Annotated in this window: 13 protein-coding genes; 3 read left to right on the forward strand and 10 right to left on the reverse strand. The window is 45.6% G+C overall.

Going from position 1 to position 14,358, the window contains the following annotated elements; all coding sequences use genetic code 11:
* Window positions 1-19: 19 nt before the first annotated feature.
* On the reverse strand, window positions 20-1,471 hold the full coding sequence (locus tag H3S94_RS03650) for an amino acid permease (RefSeq protein WP_198240305.1): 1,452 nt from the start codon (window positions 1,469-1,471) through the stop codon (window positions 20-22).
* 220 nt (window positions 1,472-1,691) lie between these two features.
* The gene (gene infC, locus H3S94_RS03655; RefSeq protein WP_077990314.1) at window positions 1,692-2,228 is read right to left on the reverse strand and encodes a translation initiation factor IF-3; all 537 of its coding nucleotides are present in this window, start codon (window positions 2,226-2,228) and stop codon (window positions 1,692-1,694) included.
* A gap of 293 nt (window positions 2,229-2,521) precedes the next feature.
* On the opposite strand from infC, the gene H3S94_RS03660 reads away from it, so the two are divergent.
* Both H3S94_RS03660 and H3S94_RS03665 read left to right on the forward strand, forming a co-directional pair.
* The gene (locus tag H3S94_RS03660) at window positions 2,522-3,295 is read left to right on the forward strand and encodes a carboxylesterase (RefSeq protein ID WP_198240306.1); all 774 of its coding nucleotides are present in this window, start codon (window positions 2,522-2,524) and stop codon (window positions 3,293-3,295) included.
* Between the two features lie 236 nt (window positions 3,296-3,531).
* On the forward strand, window positions 3,532-4,296 hold the full coding sequence (locus H3S94_RS03665; RefSeq protein WP_198240307.1) for a M48 family metallopeptidase: 765 nt from the start codon (window positions 3,532-3,534) through the stop codon (window positions 4,294-4,296).
* A 23-nt stretch (window positions 4,297-4,319) separates the two neighbouring features.
* Here H3S94_RS03665 and tenA read toward each other — a convergent pair whose 3' ends face one another.
* The 7 genes from tenA to H3S94_RS03700 form a co-directional block, all read right to left on the reverse strand.
* Complete coding sequence (gene tenA, locus H3S94_RS03670; RefSeq protein ID WP_198230436.1) at window positions 4,320-4,997, reverse strand: thiaminase II; 678 nt, start codon at window positions 4,995-4,997, stop codon at window positions 4,320-4,322.
* Complete coding sequence (locus tag H3S94_RS03675; protein ID WP_198230435.1) at window positions 4,997-5,359, reverse strand: MliC family protein; 363 nt, start codon at window positions 5,357-5,359, stop codon at window positions 4,997-4,999. Before H3S94_RS03675 ends, tenA begins: the two co-directional genes overlap by 1 nt.
* 176 nt (window positions 5,360-5,535) lie before the next feature.
* Window positions 5,536-6,246: a L,D-transpeptidase gene (locus H3S94_RS03680; RefSeq protein WP_198240308.1), complete on the reverse strand. Its 711-nt coding sequence runs from the start codon at window positions 6,244-6,246 to the stop codon at window positions 5,536-5,538.
* 117 nt (window positions 6,247-6,363) lie between these two features.
* Window positions 6,364-7,533 carry a M20 aminoacylase family protein gene (locus H3S94_RS03685; RefSeq protein WP_198240309.1) on the reverse strand — a complete coding sequence of 390 codons (1,170 nt, stop codon included), beginning with the start codon at window positions 7,531-7,533 and terminating at the stop codon, window positions 6,364-6,366.
* Between the two features lie 342 nt (window positions 7,534-7,875).
* Window positions 7,876-9,039 (reverse strand): M20 aminoacylase family protein, encoded by a 1,164-nt coding sequence (locus tag H3S94_RS03690; protein ID WP_198240310.1) that lies wholly within the window; start codon window positions 9,037-9,039, stop codon window positions 7,876-7,878.
* Window positions 9,040-9,088: 49 nt separating this feature from the next.
* Window positions 9,089-10,273, reverse strand: coding sequence for a M20 aminoacylase family protein (locus H3S94_RS03695; protein WP_198240311.1), 1,185 nt, complete (start codon window positions 10,271-10,273; stop codon window positions 9,089-9,091).
* 37 nt (window positions 10,274-10,310) lie between these two features.
* Window positions 10,311-11,615, reverse strand: coding sequence for an MFS transporter (locus H3S94_RS03700; RefSeq protein WP_198240312.1), 1,305 nt, complete (start codon window positions 11,613-11,615; stop codon window positions 10,311-10,313).
* A 167-nt stretch (window positions 11,616-11,782) separates the two neighbouring features.
* On the opposite strand from H3S94_RS03700, the gene dapE reads away from it, so the two are divergent.
* A complete protein-coding gene (dapE, locus tag H3S94_RS03705; RefSeq protein WP_077990295.1) occupies window positions 11,783-12,970 on the forward strand; it encodes a succinyl-diaminopimelate desuccinylase in 1,188 nt (395 codons plus the stop codon).
* Window positions 12,971-13,167: 197 nt separating this feature from the next.
* On the opposite strand, the gene dnaJ is transcribed toward dapE, so the two are convergent.
* Window positions 13,168-14,331, reverse strand: coding sequence for a molecular chaperone DnaJ (gene dnaJ, locus H3S94_RS03710; RefSeq protein ID WP_077990294.1), 1,164 nt, complete (start codon window positions 14,329-14,331; stop codon window positions 13,168-13,170).
* Between the last annotated feature and the right edge of the window lie 27 nt (window positions 14,332-14,358).

Consider the following 14,358-nt stretch of genomic DNA (forward strand, 5'->3'; position numbering starts at 1 on the left):
CGTTCATCATAAAATGCCATCAAGAGCGGTCATTCACGGAAATGTGATGCGCTATGTTACTTTTCCTGAAACCGTAACAAAAATAGAGTACGATGCCAATAAGGTTCCACAACAGAAAATAATATTGGGTTTTCGATGGAAGGCTGAAAAACAGATAAACGCAGCCTATTGCACTGAGCGGGCCGACAATAAAGACCAAAGGTGTTTTGAATTTTCTGGGAACATCGGCTGCTGTTTTGCGTAAAACAATCAGGCATATGCCAACAGAAGTGAAGGCAACCAGCGTTCCGGCATTGGCAAGTGCAGCTATTTCATCAAGTCGGAAAAGCCCGGCAATTGCGGCAATAATGACGGCGGTAAAAAGCGTCGTTGCAACCGGCGTTCCGGTTTTTGCGTTGACGCGCGAGAGGAAACCGGGAAGGGTTCCATCGCGTCCCATAACAAAAAATATACGTGTCTGGCCATAGAAGAATGCCAGTAACACTGTCGGCAATGCTATAACAGCCGCAATGCCGATCAGACCGGCAATGCGGTTCGAGCCTAATGTACGCAAAATATGGGCAAGCGGTTCTTCACTATGCGCAAAACTGGTGTAATGAAGTGCACCTACTGCTCCAAGGCCGACGAGAACATAAATGATGATACACGCAATCAGCGAACCGACGATACCGATAGAAAGATCCCGACGCGGTTGTTTGGTTTCCTCGGCAGCGGTTGCAATTGTATCAAAACCATAAAATGCGAAAAATATAATAGCGGCCGCAGCCATCACACCACGTTCTACACCATCCGGTGACATGACTTTGGAAAATCCGTTCGGCATGAAGGGATGAAGATTTTCAAGATTGAAATGGGGAAGTGTGACAATAATAAAAAGTACCAAAGCTGCTATTTTGATAACAACAAGGAACAAATTCAATGTCGCACTTGCTTTGGTACCAATCATCAACATGCCGGCAATAACAAAAACAATAAACACAGCCGGAAGATTGACAAACCCGTGCACACCGGTTGCCGGATCTACTGCGTTGTAACCTGCCGAAAGCCAGAACGGCAAATGAACGCCGATGCCGTGCAAAAATCCTGTTGCGTAAGCCGACCAGCCAACGGCCACAGTGCTGACCACAAGTGAATATTCAAGAATAAGGCTCCACCCGACAATCCAGGCAATCAACTCGCCTAATGCTGCATAGGAATAGGTATAGGCTCCGCCTGCTAGCGGAATAAGAGTTGCAAGTTCCGCATAGGCAAAAGCGGCACATGCACACACAACACCGGCAATGACAAAGGATAACAGCACGGATGGCCCTGCTCTGTCGGCACCAATACCGATGAGGGTATAAATACCGGTCCCGACAATTCCACCGACACCTAACGCGACAAGATGGGGCCAACTTAATGTCGGAATGAGTTTTCGTTCCCTTTGTGACGTTTGCCCAATCACCGGTTTACGTCTAAGCCATCCTGACATTACATATAATCCCTACTCTTGCCGCATAACCATGCTTTCTATATTTCAAAAAAACATGTTTCCCTTCGCGGTATAAAACTCGAAACACAACTTCTATGCTTTGAACAGCATAAAAACAAAATACGATATGTTTACTATTTCATTTGCCGATTAGGGTTTGCAACTAAAAGTTAATAAAAAAGCACCGTTATCAACGGTGCTTTTTAAAAAATACACAAAATTATTTGGGCGCAATAACCATCATCATCTGTCGCCCCTCAAGTTTTGGCTCGGCTTCAACTTTTGAAATACCGGCTGTATCCAATTTTACACGTTCGAGAAGCTGCATGCCCAATTCCTGGTGCGCCATTTCGCGGCCACGGAACCGAAGGGTAATTTTGACCTTGTCGCCACCTTCAAGAAATTTTCCGATTGCCTTCATTTTTACCCCGTAATCGTGGGTATCAATGTTCGGCCGCATCTTGATTTCTTTGATTTCCACGGTCTTCTGTTTCTTGCGCGCCTCGGATGCCTTTTTCTGGTTCTGATATTTCAGCTTTCCAAGATCAATGATTTTGCAAACCGGTGGTTCGGCATTTGGAACAATCTCGACAAGATCGAGACCTGCCTCTTCAGCCATTGCTAAAGCATCTTGCGTCGGAACGACCCCGTGATTATGCCCCTCATGATCGATAAGTTGTATACGAGGAATGCGGATATCCTGATTGGAACGCGGCCCATCTTTTGGGGTTGGCGTTGTTTTAAACGGTCGGCGAATGGTCGATTCTCCCTATAATAGTTTCAATTATCCAGTTCAGATACAATTTATCCTTTAAAACCTGTGTGATAACTTGATTTACCCAAGATTTCACACCGGATATTTTATTTCAGTCGAATAAATTCATCTGTTTTTCGTCATATACAAATTAACGTTCAAAAACAACCGAAATGCTAGGCTTTTATTGAATATTGGCTTTAAAGCGGCATTAAGGGTTTATGTTCGCGATTTTCCGGCTAAAATAAGTCTATCTATAATATTTGTTATCGTTCCGGCGATGTAAGGAGTTTTTCATGCAAAATGGTGATCTTGAATTTTTAACTGTCGGCCATCAAAAACTCGCAATACGTGCCCTTGAAGGAACAAAACACCCCGGTTTGATGTGGCTACCGGGTTACCGCTCGCACATGATGGGGGGGAAAGCCGTTGCATTGAATGCATTTGCAGAAAAAAACGGCTATCCGTTTTTGCGCTTCGATTATTCGGGCACTGGCGAATCGGAGGGCGATTTTTATAAGGGAAGCATTTCCTTGTGGTTAGAGGAAAGCCTGACGCTTTTTGAAAAATTTTGCCGCGGCCCGCAAATTATAGCAGGTTCATCAATGGGTGGATGGATAGCGCTTCGCATGGCGCAGGAATTGGCAAAGAAACACATTCCGCTTGCCGGTTTGTTGCTTCTCGCCCCTGCACCCGATTTCACCCGTGACCTTGTTCGCCCGCAAATGACAAGCAAACAAAATCGGGAACTGGAAGAACGCGGCTTTTTTGAAGTCCCTTATGAAAACGAGACGGAACCGGTTCCTTTTACCAAAATCTTTCTTGATGACGGTGATAAAAATCTGGTTATGGAAGGCCTTATCGATATTCATTGTCCGGTTCATATCATTCAGGGAATGGCCGACAATGAAGTGCCTTATCAGCATACGCTTGAACTTGTCGAACATCTGCCTTTCGATAATGTTACACTCACTTTGATTCGTGATGGCGAACACCATCTCTCCCGTCCGCAAGATATTGCCGCCATCCTCAACGCTTTGGAGATGCTGATAGCAAACGGTGCGCGTTGAATATGCCTGATCGATATGACAAGGAAAGAATAAAACCGGTTCTTCATTTTAGACGAATTGATTAAAAGGCAAAAACGGAAGAGAATAAAACGGATTTCCTTTTATTAGGAAATCCGGCTCTACCCGCCGATATGTTTGCGGTGGGTGTGACATGGTTTCAGTCCGTTGTGATAATAATTTTCCTATAATATGATTAAATCTCTTCAAAAAACGCTTTCATTTCCTAAATAAGGCCCATGTTTTCTCGCCTCTCCCGCTCGCCTGATTTGAAACCGGAAAAGCTGCAATTGACACTTCAATTGTCAGACCGTTCCTTGCCGCTTACAATCGTGAAAACTGCGCGCGCAAAAAGGCTGACATTGCGCATAGAAGCCGGCGGAAAAGGCGTTCGCGTCACTGTTCCTCCGAAAACATCGGAAAACGAGATTACGAGCTTCATTGAACGTTATAAAGGTTGGATAGAAAGCCGCATTTCCCGTTTGCCAGCGCCTCGCAATACTCCGATGTTGAAAGCCGGTGCTGCTATACCTATTCTGGGCCATCCCTATGAAATCATACATCGGGAAGGGCGGGGCACAGTCACCATCATTGCCGATGATAATGGTAAGGGTGGAAAAATAATTGTCTATGGTGACGAGCGTTATTTACCAAGGCACATTGGAGACGCACTTAAAAAACAGGCCGCTCATATTATTGCTCCGCTTGTCGAAAAGCATTGCGCTACCGTAGGCCGGAAGCCGGTTTCCGTCCGCTATAAGGACACCAGAAGCCGTTGGGGGTCGTGTTCTGCTGACGGGCATTTGTCATTTTCATGGCGAATTGTGATGGCTCCTTTGGGAGTTATCGACTATCTCGTTGCCCATGAGGCTTCCCACCTTGTTGAAATGAATCACAGTTCCAAATTCTGGGCTTTATGCGAAAAATTATGCCCGCGAACGAAAGAATGTAAAGCATGGTTGAAACGCAATGGACAAGCCTTGCACGCCATTGACTTCAAATAGATCGGTTGAATGATCGTCAATTATTACGCGTCAAGCCCCATTTGCCAGAATTCGGTTTCGAGACGCGTAGCCGTGTTGAAGATTTCGCTCAAACGTTGAAAACGCACTTCCCCTTCATATTTTTCCGCAAGCTTGTTGAAACTATCAATAAAGGCTATCACCCCTTTGATATATTCTTCGCTTTCGTAATTTTTAATCCATTCCGAATAGGGATTGCCATTAAAGACAGTGGTTTTGGAACCTGCAAGCCGCAAGCCGACTTCGGCATAACCGGCAACGCAGGGCAATAGAGCGGCCATCAAATCAAGCCGGTCGCCGGCATATCCGACATCGAGAACATAGCGCGTATAGGCAATTGTTTCCAATGCCTCGGTTGCTCTACTCATTTCCTGTTCGGAAATTCCCCATTTTTTGGCATAAGCGACATGAAGCGGCATTTCTTCAATAATGGATTTGAGACCGTCAAGTGCTTCCCTGATATCTGCAATATTTGTCGATTTTGCCGCGAGAAGCGCATAACCGCGGGAAAAATGAACCAGAAACAAATAGTCCTGCGTCAAAAATTTTCTGAAACATTTCTCGGCCAATGTTCCCGCTGCCAATTGATTAACAAAGGAATGGCCAACATAAGCCTGCCACAGCTCGCCAGCCTTCATCCGCAACTTTCCGAAAGGACCTCGTTCAAAATCGGGTTTTTCCATTAATCCTCCGCTATATCGGCCTGACAGGACTGTAAAACGACTTTTTCTGCCTTTGACTGGTCGTTATCTTTATAGGTAAGACTTGCGTCGTTCCCCTTTATATGGAAACGATAATTATCCTGATCGTCAACAGCAATAAAAAGCCTTTCCGGCCCTTTGACATCTTCATGCATTGCTACCAATTTTCCATCAACAAAAATAACCGCATAAGAATCATCTTTATCTTTGATAAAAATCGCCTGCAACGCCACACCACGTTCACAAATATAGGTTTGATTACGCACTGAAGAAGCTTGTGCATTGGCCGCAAAGCCATAAAGAGCAGCCAGGATAAATGTCATAAGGAAAGTCTTTTTCAACATTCTTCAAGCCCTTTTGAATGAAATCAAAATTTTTTGGAACTTTATATTCGGCCACTCGTTTAGTGAGCACCAGGACGAAACCTGGTATCCCCCAAGGTGCCCGATAGAGTTGCCCCCGCTTGTCTAGTCGGGCACCCCTTTCTTCTCATTATACGCCTCCTCCCATATAATGAGGACTAACCTACTACAATCGGTGTTCCAACCGGAACCCGATTGTAGAGGTCGATAATATCCTGATTCATCAGCCTGATACAACCGGATGACATTGATTGCCCGATGGACCACCATTCCGGTGAACCATGGATTCTATATCCCGTATCGCGCCCGTTTTGATAAATATAAAGCGCGCGCGCACCAAGCGGGTTGGTCGGCCCCGGTTCCATACCATTACGATATTCGACAAGTTCGGGTTTTCGACCAATCATTTCAGCAGGCGGTGTCCAGCGCGGCCATTCACGTTTAAACTGGACATTGGCACGCCCCGACCATTGGAAACCGGCTGCACCAATACCGACACCATAGCGCAAAGCATCGCCGTCAGGCTGGATGAAATAAAGAAAATGATCTTTCAGGCTCACAACAATTGTACCGGGTGGTTCACCTGTCGGATTGGGTACAATCTGCCGCAGAAATTGCTTTGGAACTTTATCATAAGGTATGGCGCTAAGCGTATAAGGACCTTCATGAACGGCCGCATACATTTTGTCGGGCGTTGTAAAACCTTTATCAATTCCGATCGGGGGGCGCGGGATTGCTCCGGTGGTCATATTACTATAACCATCTCCCAAAATTCCGCTGCTTGTGCAGCCACTCAAGACCCCGATAAAAGCTGTTCCGCTTCCGACAAGGAAAGTGCGGCGAGTCAAAGAGGGGCATGATTTTTTCATAAAATACCTGAACTCGTCTTCAAAAATTTGCAATTCAGAACGGATTCAATTTCCGATCATTTCCGTTCAACCAATATTCAACTTTTGCGATAATGCATAAGGATGGTTTCCGATTGGTTAATTCTGTTTTAAAACTGCTTCCACAAGTGCACACCAGAAAATTGCTCCATCCACCAGATTGCGATCGTCAAAATTATAGTGAGGGCTATGAAGGCTTGCACTGTCGCCATTGCCGAGAAAGAAAAATGCTCCCGGTCGGGCTTGTAGCATAAAGGCGAAATCCTCGCTTACAGTGGTCGGTATTTCATTCTGGACGATTTTATCAGCTCCCAATCTCTGTTTTGCGACATCGAGAGCAAAATCACTGTATTCAGAATGATTGACCAGCGCCGGAACCAGCCGGTCATATTGCACAGAAGCGCGCGCTCCGAAACTTTGCGCCTGCGCTTCAACGATTTTTTTGATCCGGTCTTCAACAAGATTTTGAATATCTGCCGAGAAACTGCGCACCGTTAGTGAAATTGTCACACTATCCGGAATGATATTGAATGCTTCACCACCATGTATCGAGCCGGTCGATATAATGGCTGATTGGAGTGGCGGAATATTTCGGGAAACAATCGTTTGCAATGCCATGACGATTGAAGACGCTACAATGATCGGGTCGATTGCAGTTTCAGGGCGGGCTCCATGACCACCCTTTCCATAAACGACAATTGTTACGGAATCGACAGAGGCCATCATTGCATTTTTGGTAAATTGGATTTTCCCTTGCTCCAATCCCGGCCAATTATGTAGCCCATAAACCGCATCACAAGGAAATCTTTCAAACAATCCGTCTTTAATCATAGCCATTGCACCGGCACCGATTTCTTCGGCCGGTTGAAAAATAAGATGCACTGTTCCATCAAAATTTCTTGTTTCGGCTAAAGCGCGCGCGGCTGTAAGAAGTGTCGTTGTATGCCCGTCATGGCCACAAGCATGCATCACACCTTCATTTTTGCTGGCATATTCGAGATTTGTTTCTTCCCTTATCGGCAAAGCGTCCATATCGGCTCTGATGCCGATGGACTTTCGCCCATTGCCATTTTTCAATGACGCGACAATACCGTTCCCACCGACGTGACGTGTGACTTTATAACCATATTGTTCGAGAAGTTCTCCGACACGAGCCGATGTTGCCGTTTCCTTTCCCGACAATTCCGGATTTTCATGAACAGTATGTCGAAAAGCTGTCATTTCCGGCAAATAGGAGAGAATCAAATTTTCGATTGTTTTTTCAGTCATCTTTCCCGTCCCCGTTGATAATCCTGCCTATTATGGATGGTGTAAAAGATGATTATCAAGAAATGACCAACCAAATTTTCTTTTTGTCCGGATATATTTTCTCGCTACCCGATGTTTCCCGCCGGTTGATATTCGAGAGAATTGGCGAGGTGCGATTGCATATAAATTGCATATAAATTGCGTAAAAATAGTCTTTCCGAATGAAAACCCGCCTGTTTCCTGTAAGCAGCTTTAAAAAAACAGACGGGCAAGTAGTAGATGACAAGTTGGTTTTCCGGCTAGATGCAACGAATATCTGTTGAATATCCGGTTTGCAAAAAAGCAACTTGAAATTTTAAATTTTCAAGCTTTGGCGAGATATTTTTCAACCAGCGCACCCCACAGGGTTGCTCCTACAGCAATACCATCATCGTTGAAATTGTATTGGGGAGTATGGAGGCCTGTACTGTCGCCATTACCCATAATGATATAAGCACCCGGAACTTTCTCCAGCATATAGGAAAAGTCTTCACTCGGAGTTAGCGGCTCGGCATTTTCGACGACATTTTTGTCGCCGACAATCTGTTTTGCGACGTCCAGCGCAAAATCGATCGATTCGGCATCATTCACGGTAACAGGATAGCCACGTTCATAATTGATAATGGCTTCGGCACCATAGCTTTCGGCCTGCGATTTGGCGAGTTTACAAATCCGTTCCTGTAACAGTTTTCTCACATCCGGTGAAAATGCGCGGATCGTCAGCTCCATCTTGACTTCTTCTGGGATGACATTGGAAACACTGCCACCCTTGAACATACCGACAGTGATAAGTGCGGCCTCAAGCGGTGGGACATTACGGGAAACGATGGTTTGCAAGGCCATAACGATAGACGAAGCTGCAACAATCGGATCAATTGTTGTTTCCGGCCGTGCCCCGTGACCACCTTTACCGCGAACTGTAATATAAGCGGTATCGACAGAGGCCATCATCGGCCCCTTGGTGAAACGCAATGTTCCGGCAGGAAAGCCCGGCCAGTTATGCAGGCCGTAAATCCGGTCGCATGGAAATTTTTCAAACAATCCGTCATCAATCATTTTCTTGCCGCCGCCAAGACTTTCTTCAGCCGGCTGGAAAATAACGCGAACTGTGCCATCAAAATTCCTGGTTTCGGCAAGATAACGGGCGGCAGTCAGAAGAATGGTTGTATGCCCGTCATGACCGCAAGCATGCATGACACCTGCATTTTTACTCGCATAAGGCAAATTCGTTTCCTCTTCTATCGGAAGGGCGTCCATATCGGCACGGATACCGATGACCTTTTTGCCATTACCGACTTTCAATGTGCCAACAATGCCGGTTTTACCGACACCCCGCACAACGTCAAAGCCCCAACTTTCAAGCAGGCTCGCTACTTTATCGCCGGTTTTATGCTCGTTAAAGCCCATTTCAGGGTTTTCGTGAATTTGGTGGCGGATTGCCACCATTTCATCAATGGTTTTCTCAATGTGTTCGCGAATATGTTTCATAGATTTAAGTCCTATATCCTACATTTTTCGGGAATGTAGCCTTCAAAAGTCATTTCAAATATGTTTCAGCCAATGAAACCCAATAACAACCACCAAGAGGCAGCAACTCATCGTTGAAATTGTAATTGGGACTATGCAAAGGTGCACTATCTCCATTTCCGATGACAACATAGGACCCTGGCACTTTTTCCAACATAAAGGCAAAGTCTTCACTTCCCGATGGTTTCGTCATATTGTCATCAACATGGTCGCGCCCGAAAACTTTTGCCGCAACATCAACAGCAAATGCCGTCTCTGCTTCGTGGTTGACGAGCACAGGATATGAACGTTGATAATCAACTTCAGCGGTTGCACCAAAACTTTCCGCCTGTAACTTGGCGAGACTTTCGATACGCGATTGCAGTAAATCCCTTACGTCCGGACTAAAGCAACGGACAGTGAGCAACATTTCCGCACTATCGGGAATAACATTTGCGGCAAATCCTGCATGAAAGCTGCCAACAGTGACAACGGCTGTTTCAAGCGGTGGCACATTTCGCGAGACAATCGTTTGCAGGCTTGAAATGATCGCAGCACTTGCTGCTATCGGATCAATTGCCTTATCCGGAACAGCACCATGTCCGCCCTTGCCAATCACTTTGATTTTGACAGTGTCGCTTGAAGGCATGAATGCCCCTGTATTAACAGAAATTTTGCCGGTTGGAGACCCCGGCCAGTTGTGCATACCAAAAACGGCATCACACGGGAATTTTTCAAAAAGGCCATCGTCGATCATTGCTTTTGCACCGGCAAAACCTTCCTCTGCCGGCTGGAAAATGAGGTTGAGTGTCCCGTTGAAATTCTTCGTTTCGGCAAAATAGCGTGCGGCCGTTAACAACATGGTTGTGTGGCCGTCATGACCACAAGCATGCATTTTGCCTTCATGACAACTGGAATATTCAAGATTGGTCATTTCTGTAATCGGCAGAGCATCAAAATCGGCACGCAAACCAATGGATTTTTTGCCATCGCCAACTTTCAAGCGCCCGACAACACCGGTCTTGCCAAGGCCTGTAGTAACTTCATAACCCCATTTTTTCAAAAGATCGGCAATAACTTTTGCCGTTCTATGCTCTTCATAAGCTGTCTCCGGATGGGCATGCAAATCGTGGCGCACAGCTTCCATTTCCGGCACATAGGCTGCCATGGTTTGAAGAATTTTTTTCGCGTTTGGCGAAAGGTGTTCATTACTCATCGGAATTCCCCTGTTTTCTATCATTAAATCTCATTCTCTAAATCTCGTGGCGCTTTTCATCGAAAGCCAGATATGCCGCCATACCAACGACGATAGCAACGCCAAGATACCAGAATGGCGCCATAATATTGCGGTCGGATATTTTAAGAAGAAATGTTACAATCATCTGTGCTGTACCACCAAAAATTGAAACACCGAAAGCATAAATAACCGCCGTTGCAGTTGCTCGAATTCTCTTCTCGAATGCTTCTATAATGAAAAGAACCGATAAAGTTAGCATCAACCCCATACAAATCATTGCCACGGTGTAAAAGGCAAGAAAAACATGCATATTTTTCACAAAGTGGAATGCAAAATAGGACGAGATAAAGGTGACCGCCAGAACTGTGACAGCCGCGCCTTTACGCCGCTCCAACCGGTCGCAAAAAAAGCCTGCAAAAACAGTTACAACGATAACAATGACACTTGCATAACTCGATACAAGGAACGATTGCGAGTTTCCGATTTCCGTGACCGTTTTCAGATAATTCGGCATAAAAAACACCAAAATATACATCATGACGGTTGACGGGAAAACCATAAGAATACCGAGTATCGTCTGTTTTGTATGTTGGCTGATAAGCTCTTTGAACGGATGTATTGTGTGTGCTTCAGCAGTTGGTGCCTTATATGTTTCCTTGATATGGGCGCGGATATAAAGCCCGACAGGAATAATAAGGAGTGAAAAGATAAACGGTACGCGCCAACCCCAGCTTTCCATGGCTTCCGTGGAAAGACACCCCATTAATAAGGCGGCGAGCAGTGAACCGGATAAAGTACTCAAGCCTTGTCCGAAAAACTGCCAGCTCACGAAAAATCCGCGCTTGTTACGTTCGGCCGATTCCATAAGAAGCGTTGTTGCCGCGCCAACTTCTCCACCAGCTGAAAATCCTTGACAGAGACGCCCCAAAACAATCAACAGTGGTGCAAAAATACCGATTGCTTCATAAGGTGGTGCAAATCCTATCAAGGCACTGCCAATGGCCATCAATACAATTGTCAGTAACATTGCGGCTTTACGCCCATGGCGATCGGCATAGGCACCGATAATAATACTGCCTAATGGACGCATGACAAAGCCTACGCCGAAAACCGATACCGATATCAGCAATGAAATCAGCTTATCTTCAGAATTGAAAAAGACGTGTCCGATAATAGCGGCAAAAAAACTATAAACCGTAAAATCGAACATTTCGAGAAAATTGCCGACACCTGCTCCGACAATCAATTTCGTTTTACTACCGACAGGTGTAAGGGCAACATTCCCCTTATGATTGTCAGGAGTATCTACCAATCCGGCCATAATAGTTATCCCTTGATAATTTCCCCACCAATTTAACCCGATCGACGAAATTCGGGCACGCAATTTCTTTAGCAGCCGGATAAAAATATTAACAATATATTTTCTTAATTATCATCAAATTGGTGAATAATAATTGTAGATACTGTTTGAAACAAAGGACAATAGCAATGATGACACTCAAGGATCCTGTAGCTTTGGCGCAGGCACTTATCCGTTGTCCATCTGTTACGCCGCATGAAAACGGTGTATTAACGCAAGTTCAAACATGGGCAAAAAGCCTTGGTTTTTCTGTTGAACGACCCATTTTTACAGATAAAAACACACCCGATATTGAAAATCTTTATGCGCGTATCGGCAAGAACGGGCCGCATCTTGCTTTTGCCGGTCATACCGATGTTGTACCGGTTGGTGACGAAAAAGCGTGGAATTTTCCGCCATTTGAAGGTGCGATAAAAGACGATAAACTTTACGGCCGCGGTGCCGTTGATATGAAAGGTGGAATTGCCTGTTTTATTGCAGCGGTTGCCCGTTATTTGGAAAAAACTCCGCTTGAAGGCTCGCTCAGCCTATTGATAACAAATGACGAAGAAGGCCCCGGTATTAATGGCACGATAAAGCTTTTGAAATGGGCAGCCGACAAAGGCGAAACGTGGGACGCAACAATTGTTGGCGAACCGACAAACCCGAACCATTTAGGTGATATGATTAAAGTGGGTCGGCGCGGTTCGCTTTCAGGGGTTATCACAGTGCAGGGAAAGCAAGGGCATGTTGCCTATCCTGAACGTGCTGCCAATCCACTTTATTTGACGATCAAGCTGTGTGAAGCCCTGAAAAATACACCCCTTGATGAAGGTTCAAGTCATTTTCAACCAAGTAATCTTGAAATTACCGCGATTGATACGGGCAATCCGACAACCAATGTTATTCCGGCACAAAGCACGATCCGTTTCAACATCCGGTATAATGACAATTGGAATATCGACACGCTAAAACAGGAAATTGAAAACCGTTTGGCTAAAGTGAAATTGCAGCATGGCAATGCATCTTCGGCAAGTTACCAGCTTGACTGGATGGTAAGTCCGGGTGGTGTATTTTTGACAAAAAACGAACGGCTGGTCAGTCGTTTGAGCGCCGCAATTGAAGCTGTGACAGGCCGTACTCCGGAATTATCAACCTCTGGCGGAACATCCGACGCAAGATTTATCAAAGATTATTGCCCTGTTGTAGAGTTCGGGCTTGTCGGGCAAACCATGCATATGATCGATGAGTGTGTTTCCATTAAAGATCTTGAACAGCTCACAGAAATATATGAAAAATTTCTGGAATTTTTCTTTGCCGATAACAGCAATGAATAAATAACGGCATTGCCCGATATTCAATATCCGGTTTTTATTGGAAATGAAACTCGCGCCCATAATCAAAAAGACGGAACAAATAATCAAATAACAGAACACAAGCCCGAAAAGGCGGACTATGTTTCCGCCTTTCTTTTTTTCCAAAAAGGTCATGCATAAAAGGCCATGCATAACATGACGTTTCTATGGAGAACTTGTCAGTTTTTGCTGTTATCGGCGTTATTGCCGCCAATGCCTTCAAAAAATTCTTTCATACGGGCAAAAAATCCGTGTGACTGCGGCGAATTTTCATCGACTGACAATTTGTCGAACTCTTCCAGCAACTCGCGCTGCCTTTTACTCAATTTTTGCGGCGTTTCAATTGCCACCTGAATATAAAGATCGCCGGTTGTCTGTTGGCGCAAAACCGGCATACCTTTGCCTTTCAACCGGAATTGCCGGCCATTTTGCGTTCCTTCCGGTACTTTGACACGTGTTTTCATGCCATCAAGTGTGGAAACTTCAAACTCGCCTCCGAGTGCGGCTGTTGTCATGGAAATAGGCACACGGCAGTAAAGATCGGCTCCGTCACGCTGGAAGAATTCATGCGGTTTAATAGACAGGAAAATGTAAAGATCGCCTGCCGGTCCGCCATGGCTTCCGGCATCTCCTTCCCCTGCGAGACGGATACGTGTTCCATCTTCAATTCCTGCCGGAATATTGACAGTCAATGTACGCTCTTCTTCTATGCGCCCCTGTCCATGACATTTCGGGCAAGGATCCTTGATCGTTTCGCCGCGCCCCTGACATGTCGGGCAGGTTCTTTCAATCGAGAAGAAACCTTGAGCGCTACGAACCCTTCCTGTTCCGCCACAGGTTGCACAAGGTTGTGGTTTTGAACCTTTCTTGGCTCCCGTTCCCGAACAAAGATCACAGGTGATAGAACCCGGCACTCTGATTTGTGCGGTTTTACCGTGATAAGCCTCTTCCAGAGTGACTTCCATATTGTAGCTGAGATCGGCACCACGTTCGCGCCCGTCAGCGCGTTTGCGCCGTGCACCGCCCATCATCTCGCCAAAGAAGTCTTCAAAAATATCGGAAAAACCACCGGCAGCAAACCCGCCGCGTCCGAACGGATTTCCACCACCGCCACCACCATTTTCAAAAGCGGCATGGCCGAAACGGTCATATGCGGCACGCTTTTGCGGATCTTTTAAAACCTCGTAGGCTTCGCCGATTTCTTTGAATTTCTGTTCCGCCTCTTTGTCGCCCGGATTCCTGTCGGGGTGGTAACGCATGGCAAGTTTACGAAAAGCAGATTTGAGCGTTTTTTCATCGCATTCCCGTGAAACGCCCAATGTTTCATAATAGTCAATTTTCATCACTTATTCCTGCAGTTCTTCTGCCGT

Origin of the sequence: Bartonella sp. B10834G3 (assembly GCF_016102505.1) — a bacterium.
Taxonomy (GTDB): domain Bacteria; phylum Pseudomonadota; class Alphaproteobacteria; order Rhizobiales; family Rhizobiaceae; genus Bartonella; species Bartonella choladocola.